General features: G+C 42.6%; 21 protein-coding genes. 13 read left to right on the forward strand and 8 right to left on the reverse strand.

Annotation, left to right across the window (positions count from 1 at the left end):
- From lptC to ABEB05_RS01365, 3 genes are read right to left on the reverse strand one after another with little or no spacing between them, the layout of a single operon-like run.
- Positions 1-573: an LPS export ABC transporter periplasmic protein LptC gene (lptC, locus tag ABEB05_RS01355; RefSeq protein WP_265786828.1), complete on the reverse strand. Its 573-nt coding sequence runs from the start codon at positions 571-573 to the stop codon at positions 1-3.
- Positions 560-1,201: a uracil phosphoribosyltransferase gene (gene upp, locus ABEB05_RS01360; protein WP_265786830.1), complete on the reverse strand. Its 642-nt coding sequence runs from the start codon at positions 1,199-1,201 to the stop codon at positions 560-562. Before upp ends, lptC begins: the two co-directional genes overlap by 14 nt.
- 12 nt (positions 1,202-1,213) lie before the next feature.
- On the reverse strand, positions 1,214-2,884 hold the full coding sequence (locus ABEB05_RS01365) for an alanine/glycine:cation symporter family protein (RefSeq protein ID WP_265786832.1): 1,671 nt from the start codon (positions 2,882-2,884) through the stop codon (positions 1,214-1,216).
- A gap of 308 nt (positions 2,885-3,192) precedes the next feature.
- On the opposite strand from ABEB05_RS01365, the gene ABEB05_RS01370 reads away from it, so the two are divergent.
- Entirely contained in the window at positions 3,193-3,492 is a 300-nt protein-coding gene (locus tag ABEB05_RS01370; RefSeq protein ID WP_265786834.1) for an HU family DNA-binding protein, read from the forward strand.
- A gap of 95 nt (positions 3,493-3,587) precedes the next feature.
- On the opposite strand, the gene ABEB05_RS01375 is transcribed toward ABEB05_RS01370, so the two are convergent.
- Positions 3,588-4,241 carry a hypothetical protein gene (locus ABEB05_RS01375; RefSeq protein WP_265786836.1) on the reverse strand — a complete coding sequence of 218 codons (654 nt, stop codon included), beginning with the start codon at positions 4,239-4,241 and terminating at the stop codon, positions 3,588-3,590.
- Between the two features lie 55 nt (positions 4,242-4,296).
- On the opposite strand from ABEB05_RS01375, the gene ABEB05_RS01380 reads away from it, so the two are divergent.
- The 6 genes from ABEB05_RS01380 (at position 4,297) to ABEB05_RS01405 (ending at position 17,909) form a co-directional block, all read left to right on the forward strand.
- Positions 4,297-5,889: an NFACT RNA binding domain-containing protein gene (locus ABEB05_RS01380; RefSeq protein ID WP_265786838.1), complete on the forward strand. Its 1,593-nt coding sequence runs from the start codon at positions 4,297-4,299 to the stop codon at positions 5,887-5,889.
- Between the two features lie 21 nt (positions 5,890-5,910).
- Complete coding sequence (locus tag ABEB05_RS01385) at positions 5,911-6,471, forward strand: shikimate kinase (RefSeq protein ID WP_265786840.1); 561 nt, start codon at positions 5,911-5,913, stop codon at positions 6,469-6,471.
- The gene (gene aroB / locus ABEB05_RS01390) at positions 6,461-7,552 is read left to right on the forward strand and encodes a 3-dehydroquinate synthase (RefSeq protein ID WP_265786842.1); all 1,092 of its coding nucleotides are present in this window, start codon (positions 6,461-6,463) and stop codon (positions 7,550-7,552) included. Before ABEB05_RS01385 ends, aroB begins: the two co-directional genes overlap by 11 nt.
- 92 nt (positions 7,553-7,644) lie before the next feature.
- On the forward strand, positions 7,645-12,267 hold the full coding sequence (locus ABEB05_RS01395; protein WP_265786844.1) for a translocation/assembly module TamB domain-containing protein: 4,623 nt from the start codon (positions 7,645-7,647) through the stop codon (positions 12,265-12,267).
- A gap of 32 nt (positions 12,268-12,299) precedes the next feature.
- Positions 12,300-14,471, forward strand: a complete 2,172-nt coding sequence (rnr, locus tag ABEB05_RS01400; protein WP_265786846.1) for a ribonuclease R — start codon at positions 12,300-12,302, stop codon at positions 14,469-14,471.
- 36 nt (positions 14,472-14,507) lie between these two features.
- On the forward strand, positions 14,508-17,909 hold the full coding sequence (locus ABEB05_RS01405; protein ID WP_265786848.1) for a peptidase MA family metallohydrolase: 3,402 nt from the start codon (positions 14,508-14,510) through the stop codon (positions 17,907-17,909).
- A 51-nt stretch (positions 17,910-17,960) separates the two neighbouring features.
- On the opposite strand, the gene dapF is transcribed toward ABEB05_RS01405, so the two are convergent.
- The 3 genes from dapF to ABEB05_RS01420 are packed head-to-tail and all read right to left on the reverse strand — an operon-like array spanning position 17,961 to position 20,706.
- Complete coding sequence (dapF, locus tag ABEB05_RS01410) at positions 17,961-18,815, reverse strand: diaminopimelate epimerase (protein WP_265786850.1); 855 nt, start codon at positions 18,813-18,815, stop codon at positions 17,961-17,963.
- A gap of 2 nt (positions 18,816-18,817) precedes the next feature.
- Positions 18,818-20,035: a DNA polymerase III subunit gene (locus tag ABEB05_RS01415; RefSeq protein WP_265786852.1), complete on the reverse strand. Its 1,218-nt coding sequence runs from the start codon at positions 20,033-20,035 to the stop codon at positions 18,818-18,820.
- A 2-nt stretch (positions 20,036-20,037) separates the two neighbouring features.
- Positions 20,038-20,706 carry a heme exporter protein CcmB gene (locus ABEB05_RS01420; protein ID WP_265786853.1) on the reverse strand — a complete coding sequence of 223 codons (669 nt, stop codon included), beginning with the start codon at positions 20,704-20,706 and terminating at the stop codon, positions 20,038-20,040.
- A gap of 130 nt (positions 20,707-20,836) precedes the next feature.
- On the opposite strand from ABEB05_RS01420, the gene ABEB05_RS01425 reads away from it, so the two are divergent.
- The 5 genes from ABEB05_RS01425 (at position 20,837) to ABEB05_RS17085 (ending at position 25,566) form a co-directional block, all read left to right on the forward strand.
- Complete coding sequence (locus tag ABEB05_RS01425; RefSeq protein WP_265786855.1) at positions 20,837-21,328, forward strand: PTS sugar transporter subunit IIA; 492 nt, start codon at positions 20,837-20,839, stop codon at positions 21,326-21,328.
- A 26-nt stretch (positions 21,329-21,354) separates the two neighbouring features.
- Positions 21,355-22,824 (forward strand): D-alanyl-D-alanine carboxypeptidase/D-alanyl-D-alanine endopeptidase, encoded by a 1,470-nt coding sequence (dacB, locus tag ABEB05_RS01430; protein ID WP_265786857.1) that lies wholly within the window; start codon positions 21,355-21,357, stop codon positions 22,822-22,824.
- Positions 22,825-22,834: 10 nt separating this feature from the next.
- Positions 22,835-24,208 (forward strand): sigma-54-dependent transcriptional regulator, encoded by a 1,374-nt coding sequence (locus ABEB05_RS01435; RefSeq protein WP_265786860.1) that lies wholly within the window; start codon positions 22,835-22,837, stop codon positions 24,206-24,208.
- A gap of 75 nt (positions 24,209-24,283) precedes the next feature.
- Positions 24,284-25,174 (forward strand): bifunctional methylenetetrahydrofolate dehydrogenase/methenyltetrahydrofolate cyclohydrolase FolD, encoded by an 891-nt coding sequence (gene folD / locus ABEB05_RS01440; protein WP_265786862.1) that lies wholly within the window; start codon positions 24,284-24,286, stop codon positions 25,172-25,174.
- A 203-nt stretch (positions 25,175-25,377) separates the two neighbouring features.
- Positions 25,378-25,566: a YciI family protein gene (locus ABEB05_RS17085; RefSeq protein WP_350356642.1), complete on the forward strand. Its 189-nt coding sequence runs from the start codon at positions 25,378-25,380 to the stop codon at positions 25,564-25,566.
- Between the two features lie 78 nt (positions 25,567-25,644).
- Here the strand turns inward: ABEB05_RS17085 and ABEB05_RS01445 are convergent, their stop codons facing one another.
- The gene (locus ABEB05_RS01445; protein ID WP_265786864.1) at positions 25,645-25,935 is read right to left on the reverse strand and encodes a hypothetical protein; all 291 of its coding nucleotides are present in this window, start codon (positions 25,933-25,935) and stop codon (positions 25,645-25,647) included.
- Between the two features lie 228 nt (positions 25,936-26,163).
- Between ABEB05_RS01445 and ABEB05_RS01450 the strand changes: the two genes are divergently transcribed.
- The gene (locus ABEB05_RS01450; RefSeq protein WP_265786866.1) at positions 26,164-26,493 is read left to right on the forward strand and encodes a hypothetical protein; all 330 of its coding nucleotides are present in this window, start codon (positions 26,164-26,166) and stop codon (positions 26,491-26,493) included.
- Positions 26,494-26,560 lie beyond the last annotated feature (67 nt).

The following is a 26,560-nucleotide window of genomic DNA, read 5'->3' on the forward strand; positions in this document are numbered from 1 at the left end:
TCAGTCGATAACAAATTGTCCCGTTGGTTTTTCGATGGTGTAATCGTCACTCAGATCCGTCGTTCCTTCAAAACCGGTTCCCGCTATACTGTCGGAAGGGGTGGTAATAATAACAAATTTGGGGGTGCTGATGATATCTTCACTTTGAATCCATTTCAGGTATTCGGAGGTAAGCTTCCGGTTGTCAGCGGTGTTCACTCGAACATCGCCAAAAAGTTCAAAAATGGCATTATCGGCATCATAGACGGCGCGTTCCGAGTAAGCACGGGTCGTAATAGTACCCGTTGAATCATAGAGGTGAATAATAACTGGACCTTTGACGCGGGTTGAGCTGCTGTCCTCAGTAGTATAGGTAGCGGCATATGACCCAAATAACCTCATTTTTTTTGTACCATCTTCAATGATTTCCATATCCACATCCCAGCTTTCGGTTGTGGAAGTGAGGGAATCACTCAGTGCTTCGTCCACCTGTGCACTCTGTTCTTCGGAGAGCTCGCCGCAAGAGGATATAGAGATGGTCAGAAGAAGACTGAATAGAAATAGTCTGAAAATTTTAATGTTATGTTGTTCCAAAATATCGATCACCTGCATCACCTAATCCGGGGACGATAAATGCATCGTCGTTGAGTTTTTCATCAATGGCTGCCGTAATGGTATGGACATCGGGATGTTTTGAGCCGATTCTTTCCAATCCTTCCGGGGCACAGATTAACGAAATAAAACGCAAATGTTGTGCGCCTTCCTTTTTAAGAAAGGATATGGCGTCATCAGCACTGCCGCCGGTTGCCAGCATCGGGTCAACGACCAAAACCAGGGCATCCTCAACCCCGTCGGGAATATTGGAATAATAGTCCACGGGCTCGTGGGTGCTCTCATCCCGGTACATCCCCAAATGTCCCACTTTGGCATCCGGTATAAATTGAAGCAGGGCATCGGAGAGGCCAAGGCCGGCCCGTAAAATCGGGACTACAATAATATCCTGGTCTATATCATAACCAGTTGTTTTTTCGATAGGGGTTTCTACTTCGAACTCTTTTAAAGGCAGTTCTTTAAGCGCATGATATGCTAAAATAATTGCAATACGCTTAAGCGCCGATCGAAAATCATCGGTAGAAGTATTGACGTCCCGCAAGATGGTCAAATCCCTGTTAATAACAGGATGTTCAATTAATGTCAGATGCTCGAAAGATTGACTATCCATAATTATCGCTGATTAGGATTCAGGCGAACTGTGATCTCTGCTGAAATATTTTTGAGTAATTTGATATGCTTTTCCTGAAAGTGCAAACAGCGCAACAATGTTGAAGAAAGCCATAAGTCCGAGCATAACGTCACCAAATGCCCAGATAGTAGTTAGGGTAACAACGGCGCCGAAAAAGTGCATAGCTACAAAGACAACCCGATACCAAAAGATAGATTCGAAACCTAACAGGTATTGAGCAGCCCGATCTCCGTAATAGCTCCAGCTAATAGAAGTGGAGATAGCGAAGAGAAGCACTGCAAAGGTAACTACGTAACCTCCACCGGGGAATAAGGGATTTAAACCAATTTCAAAGGCACGGATTGTAAGTGGGGCACCATTTTCAACTATTCCGCCATGGAGCTGGGACAATTCGGTGTCACCTTTTGTATAAACAGCAACGGCACTATAAGTGTCGCTGCCTTCTGATTTAGTAAGTTCAATACGCCCGGTAAAAGGCTCGCTGTAATTGGCATCGGTATACATGGTATCTACCGGAATATTATAGTGTTCCATTGTACCGTTCTCTGGTACCCCATCACTAAAATAGAGCGTTTCGGAAGCACTACCGGCCGCTTTTTCAGAGAGAGTGTAGGAGAAGGAATCGGTAGAGGGATTTACCGTTGTTTTATGCTGCATATCCCACGCTCCGGTAGAAACAATCACCAAGCCGGTCATGGTACAAATAATGAGTGTGTCAATGAACGGTTCCAGCAGGGCAACCACACCTTCACGAACGGGTTCATCCGTTTTGGCGGCAGAGTGTGCAATGGGAGCGGAACCCTGGCCCGCCTCGTTAGAAAATATTCCCCGCTGTACTCCATAGCTGAGGGTGAAAATCAGGGCACCGGACCCCACTCCAAGGGCGCCTGCTTGCGGATTAAATGCATAGCCGACGATCATTTGGAGGGAAGGAATAATTTGATCGTAATTAAGAATAAGAATAACTAAAGCTCCAAGTACATAAAGAATTCCCATAAAGGGGACCAGCTTGGAAGTTACTTTCCCAATACGTTTAATACCCCCCAAAATTACAGCTGCAACCAAGCTGGCGGTAATAAGACCTGTTACCACCGTTGGAATCTGAAAATCACTTTGCATTACGTCAGCTACGGTATTGGCTTGGACGGCATTACCCGTTAAAAAGGCACAAATAGCAGCGGAAACGGCAAAAGCCACCGCAAGCCATTTCCAGTTTGATCCAAGTCCCCGCTCAATATAATACATGGGACCTCCAGAAACGGTACCGTCAGGATTGGTTTCACGATATTCCTGGGCCAACGTAACCTCTGTGAATTTAATAGCCATCCCAAAAATAGCGGTAACCCACATCCAGAAGAGTGCTCCGGGACCACCATAATGAATTGCCAGGGCTACACCAGCAATATTTCCAATACCTACCGTTGCTGATAACGCCGTAGTTAATGCCTGAAAGTGATTAATGTCCCCCTCATCTTCCGGGTCATCGTAGAAACCGGTCACCACTTTAAGCCCATGAGCAAAGCGCCTGACCTGTACGAATCCCAGCCGGAATGTAATAAAAACTCCGAAGGCAAGCAGCAGTACTACCATCGCAGGCAGACTTTCGGGCGTGTTCCAAATTAGATTTTCAAGAAAGGCAATAATTCGTTCAAAAGTTTCCATGGACTGTTATTGGCTTAGATTTTTTATATACAATCAGGCTGAATGTATAAAAAGATTTCCGAATTTTTTAGATTAAATTTAGCCTAAGCTATGACTATCCATTAAAAAACGTTAAAATATAAGTAATTGAAAGGATGTATTTTTTTAAATTAAGGATAGGCTTCTTAAAGCAGGATGCTTCTGTACACTCAAGCTGTTATTTTATTGGGTATGGAAGTTGCAAGTGTTAGTAGGGTGTATTAAATATTTATAGGCTATTTAAATTCTAAATTGAGTTTAATATAAGACAGTATAAAAGGTGAATTCTTATGACTAAAGCAGATATAGTAGATGTAATTGCTTCTTCAACAGGTTTAACAAAAGTCGAAACTGAAGCCGTAGTCAATGGTTTTATGGAAACGGTTATAGATGCTATGAAAAGGGGGGAACATATAGAGCTACGAGGTTTCGGAAGTTTTAAAGTTGTAAAGCGAGCACAACGCGTAGCCCGAAATCCCAAGACAAATGAAGAGGTCATTGTACCGGAACAATACGTTCCTGTTTTAAAAATGTCTAAGATATTTAAAGAACAGGTAGACGAAGCTATGAAAGAGAAAGAAGAGGGATAATACTTATACTCCTGATATAATAGCTACAACACTCCTGACTCTGAAGAAATATTCCCCCAGACGTAGTGATATTGATTAAATCATAGCTTATGATTTTACGCAGCCACTTGATTATGCAGCGTATGGTCTGCCAGCTTAATAACTCTGTTTGATTTAATAAGTAATTCCTGAAGAATACGAAGCACAAATTTATGCACCTCATTCAGACTGTTAAGATCGGAAAAAGTGTACTGGAAGTAGGATAAAAGGTTAACTGCAGTTAAATATTTACCGCTTGGCGTACCATCGACCTCAACATGCCAGCGACTGATAATATCATCATCAGCAAGCAGATCGTTTACCTTATGATTAATTTCTTCCATCCACTGACTGGCAGCTTCTACTTTGTGATAACCATTTTGTGCAGAGAGATCAGGATTTGAGGCCCTTTCATTAAAAAGCCAGGTAACTTCAATATCAATATCAGGTGAAATAGAAGTGCTAACCATATTTTCTTCTTGGAGAAAAGGATGCTCTTCCATGCCTTTTAACTGCTTGGCAAGAACGGTTTCACGGAAACGGTCCCAATCAAAATTAATTGCAATTGCTTTGATAAAATCAGAATCCTGACTTACATCGATTTTGATTTCCAGTCCCGTTGCATTTATTCTATCTTCATCCCAGGTGCGAAATGATTGAATAGAGATCTCTCTTCTTTGAAGGTCGCTTTCTATCCGGTTGACTACAGAATTAAAAATCGGATATTTCATTCGTTGAGCCTGTTTAATATTAGTTATTCGGAACGTCTCTTTTAGTTAATTAAGCATGAACAATTATTACACGTTAATATATTTAAACCGCGAGATAAAAGAAAAAATCTGTGATGGTTTTTTTGACTTCGCTATTAGTCCCCATAAAGATGTTCTGCATATTTATATAAAAACAAAGGAAGAGACCTATAGATTGATTTTTAGTGCGAATTCGCGGGAAACAGCTCTCTTTCTGGATTATTATCGTCCACCCAAAAAGCGTAACGTGCTTGATTTTTTTTCTTCTCTGGAGGGGCAAGAAGTGAGCGAGGTGAGTCTGGCAAAAAAGGATCGGTTGCTGTCTGTTTATTTTGAAAATGGCAAACATCTTTTGTTTAAGCTGTTTAGCGGACGTCCCAATGTTTTTTTAGTGGATAACAACCAAATTACAGATGCCTTTAAAAACCCTGAAAGTCATAAAGGCGAGGCACCTCCTGAACCGATGGCACCGGACTTTAAGGAAGAAGTAAGTCCCAAAAGGAGTGCGAAAAACCAGATGACGGAAGTGAATCCATTGCTTCCGAGAAATTTACTTCCTTATCTTATCGAACAGCATGATGTAGAAGAAATGCCGCCAGCGAAAGTCAAGGCTTTTACCCGGCAGGTGACACAGGCATTGAGGGAGGATCCGCATCCCCGGGTATTGAAAACCGGTGACTTTTGTCTGTGGTCAAGGGAATGGCTGGATATATCAACAAATAAACAATGCTCGGAAGTAAATGATTGTGTAGCGTATGCCTATAAAAATGCGGTTCATTTGCGTCGGCTGCATAATAAGAAGGAAGATATCGTACGATTTTTGAAACGGACAGTAGAGCAAAAAGAGGGGACCATAGCCCAATTGTCCCAATCCAAAAAGAGTCTGGAACGGGCTGACCGATATGAAAAGTATGGTCACCTGTTGATGGCACATGCCCATGAATCGATCTCTCCGGGAACTGAAAGCATTACCATCAAAGATTTTTATGAAGATGATGAAGAGATAACTATTCCATTGCAGGAGGGTCGGGACATTGCGCAGAACGCTGAATACTATTATGAAAAAGCCAAAGATGCGCGAAAATCCTATGAAAATGCTCAAAAAAGACTGCCTGTGGAAAAAGAAAAGCTGGAAACGCTTCAAAAGTTATTGGATGAAATAGATCAGATTGAACGGTTGCCAGATCTAAATTCGTGGATTAAGGATCACAAAAAGAAATTGCAGCAGATTGGCTTTGGCGATAGTGATGACAAACAGGCAAAATCGCCATATAGGAAATTCAAGGTGGGGAAATATGAAGTTTGGATCGGAAAAAATGCGAAAAGTAATGATCAGCTTACCAGCCGGGCCCACAAGGAGGATATCTGGTTGCACGCCCGGGGAGTAGGTGGATCGCATGTAGTAATTCGGATGGGAAATCAAAAAGATTATCCTCCCAAGAATGTTATCTTAAAAGCTGCAGGATTTGCAGCCTATTATTCAAAGGCTCAGGGAATGAAAACAGCACCTGTGATGTATACAAAGCGGAAATATGTGAGGAAACCCAAAGGAGCAGCCCCGGGGGCAGTAGTTGTGGAGCGGGAGGAGGTTGAGATGGTACCTCCGATTAATCCCCAGGAAATAAATTAAGTAAAGGAGGATAGATAGAGTATGATGAAACATTTGTCGGACGGTACGAATATTTTTCTAAGCGGCTTTATGGGAACCGGTAAATCAACTATTGGGCGCCTACTGGCCGATAAGTTGGAATGTTCTTTTATGGATTTGGATGATTACGTAGAGAAAAAGGAAGGTAAATCCATTCCTGATATTTTTGAGGAATCCGGGGAGAAGGGATTTCGGGATCTTGAAAAACAGGTATTATTAGAGGTATGTAAGGAGTTTGAAGGGGTGGTGGCCCTGGGCGGAGGGAGCCTGCAAAATCAGCATTTGGTAGATCATCTGAAATTGAACGGTATTCTTGTGTTTTTAAAGACGCCATTTCCGATTATTTTAGACCGCATCTGTAAAGATGTGAATCGTCCCCTGTTATTAGATGAGGAAGGAAATCCCAAGGATCGGGAAAAGCTTCGCCGGGAACTAAAATTACTTTATGAAAAACGGTTACCGCTCTATGAACAGGCTCCAATCATTTTAAAAACAGGGGGTGATAAAACCCCTGAAGAAGAAGTAGAAATTTTGATTAATAAAATTCGTAACCATGTCGCATAACATCGATGTCTCGGTATCACTTAACAAACGGTATTCCATCCACGTGGAGAAAAATGTAGAAAAAGCTTTTTTTGACTTTTGTGCTGATCGTTATTCAAAAGAAAAGGTGATTCTCGTAGTCGATGAAAAAGTATATGAACTGCATGAAACCAAAATAGAATCAATGTGCAGCCGGTATTTCGAGAACTTATTTGTTTTAAAAATACCGCAGGGAGAGAGCTCGAAATCACTTAGCCAGTGGCAACAGTTAGTTAATGAGATTTTAGCAGAGGGCGTAGAGCGAAATACTCCTTTGGTAGCAATTGGGGGTGGCGTTACAGGGGATCTGGCCGGTTATGTAGCTGCTTCGGTGCTTCGGGGGATCCCGCTTATTCATCTGCCGACTACCTTATTAGCGATGGTAGATAGTTCAATTGGAGGTAAGACGGGACTTAATCACGATACTGGAAAAAATCTGATTGGAGCATTTTACCAGCCGGATGCAGTATTTGCTGATGTAGAATTTTTAGAAACACTTGAACAGAGAGAGTGGATTACCGGAATGGCAGAAATTATAAAATATGGGGCTATTCGCAGCCCGGAACTGTTCAGTCAGCTCGAAAAGCTGAAGGATAACTTATCGGCTGATGATGGAGAATGGATAGAGGTGATTCGTGAAAGCGCACGCATAAAAACGGATATTGTTCAGGAGGATACGCTCGAGGCCGGTAAGAGAGCGCACCTTAATTTTGGCCATACCTTTGGACATGCACTGGAACGCGTAGCCGGGTATGGAAGTATTTCCCACGGAGAGGCGGTCTTTGCGGGGATGATAGCGGCCACTTATTTTTCGAAGGAACTGGGGCACCCGATAGATGATACGGTTTTTACCCCATTTATGTCGCTTTATAAGCAGCAAATCCAGTCATTCCCTTCCCAGCCGGACAAGCTAATAGAGGCGATGAAAACGGATAAAAAAGTGAAAAATAATATCATCCAATTAGTGTTATTGAAAGAGTGGGGTTCGCCTTATATTAAACCATGCACAGATCTATCGAAACTAAAAGCGGCCTGGAACTACACGATAGATCAATTTAACTGATTATACAATTGAGAAACAAGTAATTGATTCTTCGCTGGCTACATAAAAGTTGGAAATATCTGTGGGGAATCATCCTGACAGTTATTCTTATTTTGCTTATAGTATCGGCAAGTGTTATAGGACTACTACAGCTTGATATTACTCAGGGCTATCTGCTTGACAGGGTCAAGGACAGGATATCCCAAGATTATAAGACACAGATTACGATAGGGGATGTACAGGGTTTTTTACCCTTCAATATCGAGTTAAGGGAGGTGGTGATTGCAAATGGTGATTCAAGTCGCACAGATACCCTGGCAAAGATCGATGGTGTTACCAGTCACATTGATATATGGGGATTTTTGCAAAACAAGGTAACAATTACCGGCTTTACTCTTGAAAATCCTGAAATTTGGGTGCGAAGGAGTGCAGATGGCCGCATTGTGTTTTTGGAAAGAAAAGAGGCACGACAGGATACGTCATCTTCAGAAAGACGCTGGTTGAATAACGTAGAAATATTAGCCCCGCAGATAGAAATAATTGAGGGTACAGCGCACTTAGAATCCTTGACAGAAGATGGGGACCTTGTACATTTGCCATCCCGGGTTACCTTATCAAATCTTAATACCCAGTTCTTTTTGGAGTGGACCGGTAATCAGCGTTATTTAGATATCGATCAATTTTCCGCAACAACTGAGGACCTGAATGCCAAAAAATTTTCTATAACGGGACAGGTATACAGTGACCGGCAATTTTTGGAGTTTAATTCCTTTTTTATGAATATCGGTCAAGCCGAAGTTATTATTAATGGGGAGATTGAGGGATTAGATCTTGGAAGTCCGGGGATCAGGGAGCAATTTTTATCTTCCAATTATGATTTAGGAGTGATGGCTACTTCTTTATATCCCAGGGAACTCAGAGAATTTCTTCCGGTAATACCAGATATAGAAGGTCCCTTTGCTCTTCAACTTTATACCGAAGGAAATACAGAGTCGCTTTGGGTAGAGGAAGTTTCTATTGAAAAAGGTGAAAGTTTTTTCAGGTTAAATGGTGAGTTTCAAAACCTTACGGAATCCAATCTTTTTACTTATGAGGCGAGTATTGATAGCTTAAATCTTCGGAGCGAAGATTTAGCTCCTATTCTTGATACGCTCCGTCGGCCAGAATACCGGGCGCTGGAAGATTTGTCAATGCGGGGCAGTGCATCGGGAACTCTCGACTCTATATATGTGGATGTGGCGATGAGTTCTCCTATTGGCTCTATGGATTTGCAGGGCGGGAGCCAATTAAAGTCACCTTATAGGTACGAGGGAGCATTGGATGGGCAAAATATTGATATTAGCTGGATGGTACCAACCGTCTTTGATACGACCTCTATAAATATGACAGCCCAATTATCGGGATCAGGCATAACTCTTGAAGAATCTGCTACGGATTTCGAAGCCTCCTTTACTCAAAGTTTATTTGACCAGCAGACGATTGACCAGGTGGAACTTTCATCATCCTTATACGGAGGATTATGGAGCCAAAAGTTTCAATACCAGAATGGAGGACAGGTTATTACAGGATCAGGCGAAATTGACTTTAGTCGTGAGCGGCCTCCGGTTACCATGAAAGGAGAGGCCCGGAATATAAATTTAACCGATTTTGCAAGAGATTCTGTGATTGCTTCTACCGATCTGGATTTTACATACAGTATAGAAGCGGCTGGACTATCGCTGGACGAAATACGGGGACAAGCAAATTTTGATGTGGCTCCTTCAGTTATTGGGGGCGATTCAGTCGAGGCCCATCAATTTTATGCAGATATTAGCAATATAGGTGAGCAACGGCGTTCATTTCGCCTTACCAGCTCCCTTTTGGATATGAATGTAGAGGGACAATTGTATCCTAAAGTAATTATGAACCAGTTTCGATTTTGGTCGGCTTACTTAAAGGAGCGTTACCGAAAAGAGATTAGCATGAATGATGGAGAAGTACAACGGGCAATTTCAGCGCCGGAAGAAAGCGTAATCATTGATGGAAATATTACCTTAAAAAACCTGAATCTTATCAAGAAGTATATTCCAGTATTTCCTTCTATACATACTGATTCTCGTATTGCTTTTAATATGAATGCGGATGCAGACCGATTGCTGTTCTCCACTGAGATGCAAGCCGATACATTATCATTTAATAGCTGGGCTAGTCAGAATAGCCAAATTCAGTTCACCGGCAGTTTTCGCAGTGATCGTACGCTAAAGGAATTTTCATCCGTTGATTTCCGGGCAGATATCGGAACCTATACTTCTAACACTTTTAATATGGATTCCCTTGGAATCGTAGCCACCTTAGAACAGGATTCTCTCTATTACCGGCAGGCTATCAAGAATATTGGTGAAAATGCGCGCTTTAATCTTGAGCTTAACGGCGCACTTTCAGATAGCTCTGCATTAGTTTACATCAATGATTTTTTTCTGGGTAACGAAAGCTATGCATGGAGAAATCAGGATGTTCCTACTTTAGAGGTAGAAGGAACGCATAGAATTCAGTTCAACGATTTCAGGTTCGCTAATCAAAATGAATACCTGCAGCTTCAGGGAGCCTGGAGCCAGAGTAGTGAGGATTCCCTTTCATATACGCTAAGAGATATAAATTTAGAACGTATTTCTGAGTTAGTGGATGGAGAGGTTAGTTTTAAAGGGGTGCTCAATGGGGAATTAATGACCAAGTCTATTACAGAGCAACCAACGGTACAAGGTTCCTTCAATATAAGCAGGTTGGCGCTTAACAATCGTACGGTAGGGGATCTGCAGTTTAACAGTCAATATAATGCTGATGCTGATCGCTTTGATACTCGTATTGAAGTATTTACAGATCCCCAAAAGTATGAGGACTATCTGGAAGCGAACGATGGAATTCAACAGCATTTTGTACTCGATGGTTATATAGGCGGAGGGTCAGGCCAGGGCAACGAAGATGATTTGTATCACTTTGATGCCGATTTTAAACAGATCGATATATGGTTAGTCCCTTTAATTGTGGACAATCTTTTCCAGCAGATGGAGGGACAGGCTGTGGGGCAAGGGTATATAAGTGGAGATCTGGAAGATTTTGACTTCCACGGCGAATTTGATGTACAGAATGCTTTCATAAAACCCCGGTTTTTAAACACGAACTATTTTGTAAATGGGGGAGTTACGGTAGATCGCCAAGATGGCGTTATCCTTGATTCACTTGAGGTAATTGATACTAAGGGAGGATCAGGAAAAGTTTGGGGCACAATCGATCTTAACGATTTTAATCCATTGACATACCTGGATTTAACTTTTACAATGGACCGCCTGCAATTTTTGAACAGCACTATGGATCCCGATGTGCCGTTTTTTGGAAATATCTCAGGAACGGGTACACTCAGACTTAGCGGATCCAATGCTGATCTTTATTTGCGAACCAATAATCCCATACAGGTAACAAGTGATTCAAAAGTTTCTATCCCTTTACTTGAAGAAACTGAACTGACTGAAACGGGGCGGTTTATACAATTTGTGGATTCTTTTGAGGAACGTTTTGATTCTCCTACAGCCGCTGGCGAGGAGGGAACCAGCAGGGAGGAGGAAATCAGGAATAGCCTCGAAGATATGACATTCAGTGAACGTTTTGATCTGGATCTGCAATTTAATACCGCCCAGGATATAGCTGTCAACCTTATTTTTGATCCGGTTACCGGGGAGGAGTTAAATGCCCGCGGTTCTGGACAGATGCGTATATCCATGCAGAACCAGGAAGTCCAGATGTTTGGCAGATATCAAATTAACAGCGGAAGTTATCAGTTTGTAACCGGGGAGATTATCAGCAGGCGACTGCAACTTCGCCCCGGCGGAACCATCGTATGGGAAGGACCTCCTGATAATGCCCGGTTAGATATCAGTGCCGTTTATCGCGCGCGTCCTAATATTTCAACACTTTCAGCTGAAGGGTCTGTAGGCTCACAAAATCGCAGTAATAGTCAGCAGGTACCCGTTGATCTTATAGTGGATATAACGGGTACATTGAATAGTGTAGAAAATAGTTATTATTTTGAGTTGCCGAGTTCGCTGGATATTTCATCAAATTCCACATTATCATATACCATCAATCAGATCAACCGGGATGAACAGCAAAAATTGCTGCAGGCAACCAGTATTCTGTTTACGGGACAATTTATTCCAACCCAGGGAGCAGGTAGCGCAACAACATCATTAAGCCAAAATTTAACCCGTGGTTCAACGGTATTGAACCCGCTGCTTTCAAACCAAGTAATTAGCCCCTTGCTTTCCAACCAGATCAATGCGTTATTAAACAGCGATGTAAGCAGACTGGATGTGGATTTCAATCTAAATGCCTATAATGAAGTTGATTTAGGAATTGCATTGAGTTTGTATAACGACCGCCTCATTTTAAGAAGGGAAGGCCAATTAACCGGTGGAAACGCTCAAACGACTCTAGGAGATCGAATTGGGGATCTGAACGCAACATATCGGATTAATCGGCGTCTCTCGCTAACGGCCTTCCATCGGCAAAATCAAATTTTGAGTAATTTTGGCGCACAATCACAGGCGGGAGATGTAACACCGAGTGTAGATGGTATAGGATTAGAAGCAATGTTTCAATTTAATACGTGGCAAGAGCTTTTTGATCGAATTACCGGTACCTCCGATACAAGTTCTGCGCGAAAAGAGGAAGAAGCCTCAGTATCTGATACTGATACTGAATAGAAAATTTAACATTACAGTTTAAAAAATATTTAATGAGTAAAAGCAAACGAGAAACATTTGAAGAGATTATTCTGGATATATTACAGAATAATCCTGAAGCACAAATTCCATTTGAAGCCTTACAGAACATACTGCAGGTTGAAGGTGGCAAAGACAATCAGCGGCTCAAGAGTGCTATTAACAGCCTGTTTGACCGTAATTTGATTGTCAAGCGTAGAGGAGGGGATATTCAACTGGCCTCTGGAAATGGAAAAAAAGAAAGACCAGCAAATAGTAATGTAGTAATAGGTAAGATTGATATCAGCCGTCGCGGAACAGGTTACCTGATCACCGAGGACTTTGATGAAGATGTTCGTATCCCTTCCAAACACTTGGGTACGGCCTTACAGGATGATAAAGTAAAAGTAGAGCTCTTCAAACGTGGCAGGGGAAAACGCCGTGAAGGGAAGATTATTGAAATTCTGGAACGGGGGCGATCAATTTTCGTTGGGAAACTCAAAAAGCAGGGAAAACAGAATTATCTGATTCAGCCCGATGAGAAGTCGGCCCATATTGATTTCTTTGTTTTACCCGAATATGTGAAGGATGCCCAACCCGGGGACAAAGTTATTTTTGAGTTGGAGGACTGGGTTCATCCGCGTTCTCTACCTGAGGCCCGTATTGTCGAAATACTTGGCAAGGAAGGTACCAACGACGCCAATATCCTTTCTATTCTGGCCGAAAATCAAATTAAGGCTTCGTTTCCGGAAGAGGTAGAAGAGTATGCTGAAAATATTTCAACGGAGATTCCGGAGAAAGAGATTATGCGGCGTCATGACATCCGGAATAAAACCGTATTTACCATCGATCCCGATGATGCCAAGGATTTTGATGATGCTATCAGCATAGAAATTTTGGATAATGGTAATTATTATCTCGGCGTACATATTGCCGATGTAACCCACTATATGCCGCGCAATACGATTTTGGATGAAGAGGCTTATAAACGGGGAACCAGCGTCTATCTGGTTGATCGGGTTATTCCCATGCTGCCGGAGAAATTGAGTAATGGAGTTTGTAGCCTTCGCCCCCGTGAAGATAAGTTGGCCTACAGCTGTTTTATGGAAATTGCCCCCAATGGAAAAATGGTTGACCATTCTATTGAAGAAACAGTCATCCATTCCAATCATCGGTTTACCTATGAGCAGGCTCAGGAAGTGATTGACGGCAAGGAAAGTGAATTTTCTGAGGAAATGGGAATGGCAGCTAAACTGGCCCATATCCTTCTGGATAAGCGTTTCCGGGAAGGAAGCATAAATTTTGAGACGCCGGAGCCTAAATTCGTGTTGGATGAAAACGGAAAGCCTATAGATGTTATTCTCAAAGAGCGATTATTTGCTCATCGACTGGTGGAGGAATGTATGTTGATGGCAAACCGGACTGTGGCCAAGCATGTAGATCAGCTCCGGAAAAAATCCAACAAAAAGACAACAAAGGATCTGTTTCCGTTCTTCTATAGGATACACGACCAGCCGGATCTGGAAAAACTGAAAAATATTGAAGATAACGTTAAGCCGTATGGGATTAACTTCCATATAGACAGCCCAACGGTTAGCTCCAAGGCACTCAATACCTTGCTGAAGGAAATTGAAGATACCCCGCTTGAGCTTACGGTTAATGATTTAATGCTGCGCGCGATGGCTAAAGCAGAGTACCATCCTAATAATATCGGGCACTTTGGGTTAGGATTTGAGAACTATGCACACTTTACGAGCCCCATTCGTCGTTATCCCGATGTGGTTGTGCACCGGCTGCTTAAAAGTTATGCGGCGGGACAACCCAGTTACAGCTATGATGAACTTAAAAAGGTTGGTTCTCATTGTAGTGAACAAGAACGGGCAGCGATCGATGCTGAACGTGATTCTATAAAGCTAAAACAGGTTGAGTATTTGAGCCAGCATCTGGGAGAAGAATTTCCCGGAGTAATTAGCGGAGTTATAGAGAATGGTATTTTTGTTGACCTGAAAGATATTCATTGCGAAGGTATGGTTCGGGTTAGCGATTTAAGTGATGACTACTATGAGTACGATGAAAAACAGCATCAATTGGTTGGTAGAAATCACGGAAAGAAGTATTATCTTGGAAAGGAGATACGCGTAAAAGTTGTGCGGACTGATATAAAGGCACGCCAAATTGATTTGGAACTTGTGGATGATGGCGAATAATATAATCTTTGAGTAAAAGCAAAGACATTTGGAATTATGAATAGATGGAAAATTGTAGGACGATTACTGACAGGTTTTTTGATTTTTACGGTTATCGCCGGTGCCGTAAATGAGGTGAGTGCCCAGTATTTTTCATTTGGGAAAAATCGTGTTAAATACAATGATTTCGACTGGAGGTACATTCAGTCCGAACATTTTGACGTCTATTATTATTCTTCAGGCAATTACGATTTAGCTAATTTTGCCGCCATTTCTCTGGAAAGTGCATTAAGGCAGCTTCACGAAGAGTTTGACCATCAAATTACGGATCGTATTCAGGTTATTATTTATGACTCTCACAATGACTTCTCTCAAACAAATGTGGTGCCTTTACCGGTAAGTGCGGAAGGGATAGGCGGGGTAACGGATGCCTATAAAAACCGTATTACCATGCCTTTTACTGGCAACTTCAGAGAGTTTCGCAGTACCCTGCATCACGAGCTCGAGCATGCCGTAGTAAATGATATGTTTTATGGCGGTAATGTTCAGTCTCGATTGAGTGGCAACGCTCTCCAGATACCTCTGTGGTTCAATGAGGGGATGGCCGAGTATACTTCGCTGGGCTGGGATACCGAGACGGATATGTGGATTCGGGATGCGGTAATCAATGACTACTTACCCCCAATTCAGCGACTGGGTGGATATTTTGCGTATCGCGGGGGGCAGTCGGTCTGGAATTACATTGTTGAAGAATACGGACGCCAGAAAATTCCGGAAATAATGCAGACAATTAAGAGTCAGCGTAATGTGGGAACGGCTTTATCGAGTACTCTTGGCTATGATATTGAAGAGCTCTCGGAGCAATGGCGGGATTTTTACAGGAAACGATATCTGCCCGAAGTAGCAAACCGGGAAGATATTGATAATTTTGGCGAACTAGTCACCGAGCGCGGAAGATATGGAAGCTATAATACGAGCCCTTCTGTTTCTCCTCAGGGCGATAAGATTGCTATGATCACCAATGCCCGAGGCTATTTTGATGTGGTGGTTATCAGTGCTTTGACAGGAGAAAAGTTGAAAACGCTTATTAAAGGGGAGGATAACGTCAATTTTGAAGAGCTTAATATTTTAAACCCAAATTTAAGCTGGTCTCCACAGGGCGATAAAATTGCCCTTTCGTCCAAGTCCAAGGGGAATGATAACTTAGCAATAGTCGATTACAATACCGGGAAAGTGCAGATGATTCAGTTCCCGCGGTTAGACGCTATTGGTTCAGTCGCATGGTCGCCGGATGGGAATAAAATTGCCTTTGATGGGAATATTGGGCCCTTCCAGGATATATATGTCTATAACCTGCAGACAGAAGAGTTCAGTAATGTGACCAATGATGTTATTTCCGATATGAATCCGGCGTGGGGCGGGAATTCCGAAACTATTTATTTTGTGTCTAACCGAGGTGACCAGGTAAATTTGAACAGCGTCAAAAACACGAGCCGTCTGTTGTTAACGGATGACATGTACAGTTCAGATATTTATTCGGTAACAATAGGAGATTCACAGGCTCAGCGTCTAACAAGAACTCCTCTGTGGGATGAAAAGCAGCCTGTGACCACACAAGGTGGGCAGCTGTTCTTCGTTTCCGATGAAAATGGAATTCCCAATGTATATCAGATGGATCTGGAGGATCGAACAACAACCCCCCTCACGAACCTACAGACCGGCGTTATGCAAATGTCGGTTAGCTCTGATGGTAGCCGGTTAGCCGTAAACTCTATCAACGAGGGAAACTTGGATATTTTCTTGATCCGTTCCCCTATGGCCCGGGCCAAGGAGCAGTCACTTGAGCGAAATCAATGGTCACAACGCCGAGCTTCGGAAACACAGGCTGAACGTGTACCGGCTACCGGTTATGTACGGGAACGGCTTCGTACCTCATCACTCAACGAAGTTCCTCTTACGGAAAATGTTGCTGATCTGCTTGTAGGTCCGGAACCCAAAGAAGCGGTTGTGGATACGGTGGCCCAAGCTCAGCCGGATACGGTGGAAGCCGATACCACACAGCAAGAAGCGGATCCCGAGAATATAGACTTTCGGAATTATGTCTTTGACTCTTCTGTCGAAGATGATTCGGTATTTGCTGCCAAATATCTTGAAGAATCCGTGTTCGATATAGAGGGCAATCAAACAGATGACGGACGATATATTCCTCGGGAGTATCGGCTGAAATTTTCGACTGATCTGGTCTATGCGGGCGGAAGTTTTTCAACTTATTATGGGACCTATGGACTTACCCAGATCGTTTTTAGCGACCTTCTTGGAAACCATCAAATAGCATTTGGCAGTAATTTGAATTTAGATCTGCGCAACAGCAGCTACTTCCTGCAGTACGGGTATATGGAGAATCGGGCAAATTGGATATTCAATTTTTTCCATAATGCCAGTAATTTCCAGGACTTTAGCGGCCGCTTATATCGCTTCCGTTCGTATGGGGGGGCAGTTAATATGCGGTACCCAATTGATAAATTTCGGCGGGTAGATGTAGGATTATCAGCTGTAGGTTTAGCACAGGATTTCTCAATTGCTTTTACCGACAGCACTCGCAACGAGACTTCTTCTTTCCTTTATCCGCAGGTTACTTTTACCAGTGATAAAACACTGCCGGGGATGATTACTCCTGTTGGAGGCCACCGGTATGCCGTTAGCCTGACTGCCAGTCCGCCTATTACCAGCGAAACACTCCGATTTGCTTCGATACTCGGAGATGTGCGCAAGTATATTAATCTTGGATCAAGATATTCCCTTGCTTTTCGCGGTTCGGGAGCGGCTTCTTTCGGCCGCGACTCCCAGACCTATTTTATGGGAGGTATGCTGGGCTGGATTAACCAAAAATGGTCCGGACGTTCCATACCATTAGATCGTTTGGGTGATACATTCTTTACCCTGCCAGCTCTTCCGCTGAGGGGGCATCCCTATAATTCAATGTATGGTGATCGCTTTAGCTTGGTGAATGCGGAATTCCGTTTCCCGCTTTTTGCAGCAATCTTACCAGGACCCATACCAGTTATTCCGCTTTATAACTTAACGGGAGTGGCCTTCCTTGATGCCGGTATGGCATGGGGACAGGAAGTGCCCCATGAGGCCAGTTTTTCGAACGGAAGAACTTTAGAGTATGCAAACAATCCTTCGGAGCTGAATTTCCAACTTCAAAAATTGGAAAACAAATACTATGATGGACAAACAGGAAACATCTTAGATGAACGACCTGCTGATTTTGAGACCAGTCCGAACAGGTATGCTGAGCTGCCCTATGAGCGCGGTGATATTTTAATGGGCGCCGGATTCGGGCTGCGTACGATCCTGTTTGGTTTCCCGCTCCGTTATGATGTCGGCTGGCCCTACTATCGCGATGGATTCGGCAGTGACCCTATCCACTATGTGACCATCGGTATTGATTTTTAGCGTTGGAGGTCAGGGAATACAGAAGGTTTTGCTATAGTTTCCCAAAAAGAACTAGGCCTGCAACGAAGAAAGCGGATATTGGCCTTCAAAAACAAACTGTGCGGGACCTTCCAACTGTAAGTCTGAGTAGGATTTATCCGATGAGTTGTATGAAAAATAAATATTCAACCGGCCGCCTTCCGTTATTACAGACAAAGGTTGTATATCTTCTTGTTTGTCATCCTGCAGATGATGCCAGACAAGGGCGGAGGCAAGAGCGCCCGTCCCGCAAGCCAGTGTCAGGTCCTCCACGCCACGTTCATAGGTCTGCAGCCTTAGTTTCCTCTCGTTAACTCCCGAAATGAAATTTACATTGGTTCCCTTGGGTTGAAATTTCTGATGGTAGCGAAGTTTCCGTCCCTCGGCCACCAGTTGGTCAGATTGTTCAAGCTTTTCATCTTCCACAACCGTAACAATATGTTCGGTACCGGTATGGAGTTTAAATATTGTTTGTCCATCAATTGTCAACTCATCGATAGACGTCTGAGCCGGGAAGGTAAGGCGTACGTTTTGTTGGTCGATAACCTGAGCCTGATAAAGGTTCTTATGTACGCTAAAGTTATGGTTCCGGTCAAATCCAAGTTGGTGGGCGAATAACGAGAGACAGCGTCCTCCATTTCCACACATTCCTGCATCGCTGCCGTCCGGGTTGCGATAAAACATTTGAAAATCTGCGTTATCCATATCCGAGGGGAAAAGTACTAGTAGTCCATCGGACCCAATACCAAATTTTCGATCACAGAGCTGTGGAGTCCACTTAATGAGCTCTTCTTTTGAAAACTGTAGGCTGCGGTTGTCTATAACCACAAAATCGTTTCCAGCTCCCTGCATTTTTGTAAATGGAATAAATATTGATTGAGTATCCATGACTAACCAGAGAGTGCGGGTAAATGTTTATGATTTTCATTATCGGGAATAACGAGATCCAGGTCACGCATCAACCGTGAGAAGCGAAGGGCCAGTACGGTAAAAACATATTTGGCTTGTACATTTTGATAAATCATCGGCTTGCACCGGTTTACCTCTTCGATCATTTCCTCCAAACGGGCATCACCCAGTGTTTCGCAAAATTTCTGGATTACTTCCAGCTGACCGGCATTGGTAATCAGCGAACTGTTTTCGGTAGAACGATAAACAAGCAAATCGCGTAGAAACACCTCCAATACATTTAAAATAGAAATTTGTCCTTCGATATTTTGCTGGCTCTGCCAATTTTGGGCTGTATCAGTAATCTGGACAGCATCCTGCATGTATGAGGCACGGAGATAGTTGACAATTTCTTTTCTCAGGCTTTTAAGTTGACTGACATCAAAAAAACGGGTCATTGCATAATTGCCTCCCGAAACACGGGAAAGATAGTCCGCATCATCTTCAGATAGCCCGTCATAAGTTATAAGCGCTTGCTTGATTTCTCCGGTTTTCAAAGCTGATAGCTGTATATGTTGACACCGGGAAATAATAGTGGGAAGCAGGGCCTCGGTATGATCGGTCGTTAATAGAAAGATGAGGTCATCAGAAGGTTCTTCCAATAATTTCAGAAAAGCGTTTGCCGCCTCTTTACGCATCTGCTCAATGCCCGTAAGAATAATAACCGTTTTTCGACCCTCGTTCGGCTTAAGACGAGCAGTCTTGCGAATATGTTCTCTGAAATAATCTATGGGATAGAAAGCCTGCAGGTTTTTAGAAGCGTCGTCATCTGTCAGGGAGGGACGCAAACTAAAATCGACAATTTCGTAGGGATCGTCACGCAGCATCTCAAGACGGGGTCTCAGTTCAGCTGATACATTCTTATTACGGACTGCACTTGTGGGCATTGGTAGAAATACATTAATATCAGGATGGGTAAACCACGATGATTTTTTTGAGAATGCCTGTCCTTTGATATCAGTAATATTGTCTATGCCGTTTATTATTTCAGCAAAGGCCAAGGCAAATGCGGTCTTGCCGATTCCCGGAGGACCGGAAAATAGGTAGGCATGGCTGATACGTTCTGATTGTATAATACGTTTTACCTGTTTTCGGGCAAACTTTTGCCCCACAAGTCGTCGGTCGCCAAAATCAAATTCTAAATCTTTAAATTCAATCATGATTAATCGTCCCAGATATAGTCAAAAAGCAAAATGCCGGCTGTTATGGTTGTTCCCACATAGCCGATGAGCGCCCAGAAATCATTGAGAAAATTCTGATCAATATTCTCAATAAGTGCGGCCTTCGTGAGCTGAACTAAAATTAGAATTAGCGGAAAGAGCAGCGGCAGGCTTAAAACGGAAAAAATAGCTCCCTTGCGGTCGGCCTGCGAAACAATCGCTGCCAGCATAGTAGCTACGCTTGAAAGTCCTGCTGTACCGAAGACTAAAACAGAGATCAGCGCCCAATGATCGGCAACGGAGATACCCAATAAAAATATATAGACCGTAAAAGTTACTAAATTTACAGTAAAGGTAAACAGGTAGTTGAAGCACAGCTTTCCGAGATATACATTCGATGCTTTTCCGTGGAGCCGAAGCAAATTAAAGGTTTGCTTATCAGTTTCCATGACAAAGGACCGGGAAAGACTTGACAATCCTGCAAATAGAATCACAATCCAAACTAATGCACTTTGTGGTTCTGCAGGCAGCTGTTCCGCCTTTAGGGCAAATAAAATTAATAACAAAGCAGCCCCTACAAATGCGAGGACGGTGTTAAAGGCATAACGCGAACGCAGCTCGGTTTGTACGTCCTTAAGTAGTATGGCAGTTATTCCACGAATAAAATTCATGAACAAAGTTTACAAAATTTGTGGGGAAGAATTAAGTCTAGGTTAAATATGAAAAATTAATGAATTAGGTTGTTAATAGACTTGTATCAGAAGCTAAACGATGCCTATATTTAAACGGCATATGAAATAAATGAATTTAGTCAATTTTCGCATGAATATTTTCAGCTTGTTAGATACAGAGACTGTTATACCGAACTTAGAAGCCCAGAATAAGGTTGAGATATTGGACAAGCTGGTTTCTACGTTGGAGAGTAAAATTCCAGCCGATAAAGTAGAAAAGATATTAACAGCAGTAAAAGAGAGAGAAGAAATTATGTCCACAGGTGTGGGTAAAGGATTGGCTATTCCTCATGGAAAAACATCCGCAATTGAGCAGACCTACGCTGCTTTTGCTGTTTTGAAAGAACCTGTTGAGTATGAGGCGATTGATCAAAAACCTGTAAAAATGGTTTTTTTGCTGGTGGGTCCACAGTCAAGCAACAGCCTGCATATCAAAATGCTAAGTCGTATTTCTCGTTTAATGAATAATAGCGATTTTAGGACTCGCCTGCTTAACTGTACCTCAGCCGAAGATATTATCCAACAGTTTCAAAGTGAAGAGTCTATGACGCTCAGCGGATAACTGAATTGTAATTAATTATTTATCATATGCTTGGAAAAAAAATATGTGCCGTTGGCTTTGCTACGTTGGCGCTGCTTGCTGTTCGTCCGGCTGAAATATCTGGCCAGAACATTATTTTTTCACCGGAAATTATTCAGACCGTTGAAAATAGCCGGGCTGCTGATGCCTTTTGGTCCGTTATTGTTCGAGACTCATCGGGCACAATTTTGGAAGGCTATAACTTTGATAAGTTTGTGCGCCCCGCTTCTAACTTGAAACTCATAACCTCCGCAGTGGTTTTGGATGAACTTGGGGCTAACTTCCGATATTCCACAAAAGTTTACGGGACAGGATCCCAGGTTGAAGATAAATGGATGGGAGATATTATTGTCCGGGGGAGTGGTGACCCGTCTATCAGCGGGATCTTTTACAATGAAGATCGGTTTCATGTATTTGACAAGTTTTATAGGACTCTTGATTCTCTGGGCATTAAACATGTCAAAGGTTCACTTATAGGCAATGATTCCTATTTCGATCAAAAGCCATATCCGGAAGGGTGGAGTTGGGACGATCTTTCCTTTTATTACGGAGTGGAGATTAACGCCCTTTCTTTTAATGAAAATGCAGTTGACCTAAGAGTTTACGCCAGAAACGGGATTGGAGAAAAACCCGATATTGAGTGGTTCCCCTTTGACACCGATTACGTAGAGTTCGTCAATGAACAGGTGATCACTCCGTCATATTCTGAATATGACGAATCGTATCAGCGAATTTTGGGTACGAATACCATTCTCTTGAGAAGTTCACTACCCCAGGGGTATGTGGAAAAAGAATCATTATCTATTTTGGATGCTCCCCGTTTCTTTATCGATACATTCAAAAAATACTTGGAGCATGGAGACATTACCTTTGAAGAATCTATTATGATTGAGAGCGACACGCGCCATTGGAAAGATAACCGCTATACTGTACTTGCCAGCCATAAATCAGTACCATTAAGCCAATTGCTAGGCGAAATGAATAAAGAAAGCAATAATTTTTATGCTGAGATGCTTTTAAAAACGGCTGCGGCAGAGCACTACAATACCTCGGGAAGTACAGAGCTGGGAATTAGTTTGATTGAAGAGTTCATGGAAAGAATGGGAGTCAATCAGGATCATATTGAAATAAGTGATGGTTCGGGGCTTGCTTCCTCAACATTATTAAAGATGGAAGATTTGAGTAATATTTTGGTTAAAATGCAATCAAATCCACAGTTTGATGTTTATAAACAAAGTCTTTCCGTGGCAGGAATAGACGGGACTTTAGAACATCGTTTCCAAAATACGCCCATAGAAGGTAAGTTTTTGGGCAAGAGTGGATATCTCTCGGGCGTGCGAGCCTTAAGCGGATATTTAGAAGCGGAGTCCGGGCAGCAGCTGATCGTCAGCATAGCCACCAATAACTACACTATTTCAACTTCTTATATCGACAGGATACAGGAAGAAATAATCCAAAAAGTATACAAAAAATATTAGTTTAGTATAGATGAGTAATCGCGAGCCGACCATAATGGTAACGGATGATGAAAAAAGCATTCGTAATTCACTGCGGGAAATTCTCGAATTTGAGGATTATCGGGTTATTGAGGCAGAAAGTGGGGATCAAATATTCGAGATTTTATCTGATGAGTCGGTCGATTTGATGTTGCTGGATATCAAAATGAAAGGGATGGACGGGATAGAGGTCCTTACCAGGCTAAAAGAGGAGAATTACAGATTTCCGGTTATCATGATATCAGGACATGGTAATATTGAGATTGCCGTGGAGGCGACAAAGAAGGGGGCTTTTGATTTTATCCAAAAACCACCAGACTTGAATCGGCTTTTAGTGAGTGTGCGCAATGCTCTTGATCAGCAGCGGCTCTCCGAAGAAAATAGAAATATTCGTTCCCAGCTGCCGGAAGTCCCGGAAATTATTGGAGAAAGCCCTGCAATCAAGAAAATTAAGAAGACAATTGATAAGGTTGCGAAAACCAATTCAAGGGTATTGGTAACCGGCGAAAATGGAACGGGAAAAGAGCTTGTTGCCCGGTGGATACATGAAAAAAGTCAGCGCAGCAGCGGAGCATTTGTAGAAGTTAATTGTGCTGCTATTCCTACAGAATTGCTTGAAAGTGAACTTTTTGGCCACGAAAAAGGAGCTTTTACCGGTGCTCATGATCAACGAATCGGTAAATTTGAACAAGGGGACGGAGGAACCCTGTTTCTGGATGAAATTGGGGATATGAGTGCCGATGCCCAGGCTAAAGTTTTACGGGCATTACAGGAGAGCGCAATTATTCGCGTGGGAGGAAGCAAAAAAATATCCGTGGATGTACGGGTTATTGCTGCGACAAATAAAGATTTGATCGAAGAAATAGAGGCCGGAAACTTCAGAGAAGATTTGTACCACCGACTTAATGTCATTCCAATACATGTGCCGCCCCTGCGTAAAAGGCGCGAAGATATTCCTGCTCTTGCCAAACGGTGGCTAAACCATCTTGCTGAAGAGGATGTCTTGTTTTCAGCGGTATCTTTTTCCGATGAGGGACTTGAAGCGCTTAAACAACAGCATTGGTCCGGGAATGTACGAGAGTTACAGAATGCTGTGGAACGATTGGGACTACTGGCAGAAGATGACATAATTGGTGCCGAGGATGTAGAAAGTATGACGCGCACTCCGAAAAAGAAGTCTGATCAGACGGATGATTTATTGGATCAGAAAACTACCTTCCAAGGTTTTAAAGAATCGGCAGAACGGTTATTTTTGCTGCGAAAACTTGAAGAAAATGATTGGAATATTTCACAAACCGCCGAAGCTATTGATATTCAGCGCAGTCATATGTATAACAAAATGAAAAAGTACAATATTGAGCGATGACACTTTGTGGATGTGAAGAAGACGATGTATTCCATCATTTCATCAAATCAAATTTAATTTTTTAGTTTTTTATTGATGTCCGCTAAAATTATTGACGGTAAAAAAGTAGCAGGAATAACCAGGGATGAAGTTCGCCAGGATGTAGAAGATTGGCTTGATGCAGGAAACCGGCCTCCATTTCTGCAGGTTTTGTTGGTGGGCAATGATCCTGCTTCCAATGTGTACGTGGGAGCTAAAACACGGGCATGCAAAGAAGTGGGGATTGAGACGGATACTCATCGACTGCCTGATACCGTTTCTGCTAAAGAGCTTAAGAAAACTATCCATCGATTTAACGATGATGACTCAATAGACGGAATCTTGGTTCAGTTGCCGCTGCCTTCCCATCTTTCCTCTCATGATGTTATTGAAGCCATTGATCATAAAAAAGATGTGGATGGATTCCATCCTATGAATGTGGGACGCCTAACCGTGGGGCAGCCCAGCTTTCGTTCCTGTACACCCGCAGGTATTTTCGAATTGTTTAAATACTATAGCATACCAACTAAAGGTAAGCATGCCGTGGTAGTTGGGGCTAGTAATATTGTGGGACGTCCCATTTCCATTATGCTTTCCAAAGAAGATTCCGAGGGGAAGGCTACGACAACCATTTGTCATAAGTACACGAAGGATTTAACGGCTCATACCATATCAGCGGATATATTGATAGTCGCTGCGGGCCAGCCGAACCTTGTCAAAGGGGAGATGGTTAAAGAAGGTGTGGTCGTCGTTGATGTGGGCATTAACCGTGTAGCAGACGAGACTAAAGAGAAAGGGTATACCCTGGTTGGAGATTGCCATTTTGAAAGTGTTCAGGAAAAAGCCAGCTGGATAACGCCGGTTCCCGGTGGGGTTGGACCTATGACGGTAGCCATGCTTATGAAGAACACCCTGTTGGCGGCCAAGCGATCTATTTATCCTGAATAAATAGCATTAGGAAGTTTTGATTAACGAGTTATTTAAGGAGAAAACAGTTGCTATGCTATGACTAATTGGAAATAACCAGAAAGCCCAAAAAAGGGTGCCAATTATGAAGAACTTCCTAATTTTACATTATGGGTTTGAAAGACCCACTTCAGAAGAAATGACCGCTTGGAAAAAATGGTTCAAATCAATTGCTGATATTCAGGTTGACAGAGGGGGGGCTTCGGGATGGTCGAGAAATTACTCAATCAGGAACTAATAATCTCCCATTCACTAAAAATTCTATTACTGGTTACACTATTATTGAAGCAAGTAACCTTGATGAAGCAGAAAAAATAGCCAAGCAATGTCCAATTGTTGATAGCACAAGGGTTTATGAAGTAAACAAAAGTTAAACCAACTAACACTGACAAGCCTTGCAACCTCCCTGTTTTCCTATAATGTACTGTCCGTGCTTGCTATGCGTCAAATCGCTATAAACATTTATCTGGATTGTCAGGGTCCAGGTGACAGGTATCCGATTGCATACTTCTACTGAGCTTTAATTCCCGATGCAGTTTTTCCAATATCTTTTCAATTTTTTCCGGGGCAGTCCATATCTGGTAACCATCACTCAGCGCAGGTAATTGATTCCTGGTTAGAGTATCAGGCAAGGATCCATTGCTGTCTGCTTCTACGACTTCATGAGCTACGACCATTTCTTTAAGCTTCTCTTCAATACGCCTGGTAAAAGGGGTTGAGGTATTTTTATAAAATGTAAGCATAAATTAATAAGTAGAAGTATTTGCCGCGCTTATATTTTTTATGGAAACAATTCTATTTCACCTGCAATTCCATTTTAAGTGACCCGTTGGTTGTATTCTGACCGTTTAGGCTTGAATTGAAGAGAGCTTTATAGTTACCACAAAACTTTTTTAAATAGGGGTGACATAACGCTGTCACTCAGGCTGGTTAGGTTGGGAGTGAAGATTAATTAAACTCAAAAATCGGTTATGAATACAGCAATTAAAACTTCCCGGCAACAGTCAAAAGTAAATCTTGAACCTGTACTCCAAAAAGTTATTAGGCAGGCGAAGAGAGAGCATAAGGAACTTCAGCAGATGTTTGAATTGATGGGCTGGGGAGATTTGCCCGATGCGCTTAAAATGGAAATTAAGGACGATGTAGCCGCGATGGTTGATGAGTTGCAGGGGCAGTACTCCAGCTGCGATCCGCATGTGGAGCGTCGCCGCCAACGCGTAGTTTACTGGGTTAATAGTTTTAAGGATGACATATGCTCCTTGAAAACGGCTGTTGATGCTTTGCGTATTCGCAGCCTTTGAACAATCTTTTTTAGAAGAGAGGCAGCTTGGGCTGCAGTGAGATGTGGGCGATTTCTGCTCTATAGAT

It is taken from the genome of Fodinibius salicampi, from assembly GCF_039545095.1.
GTDB lineage: Bacteria > Bacteroidota > Rhodothermia > Balneolales > Balneolaceae > Fodinibius > Fodinibius salicampi.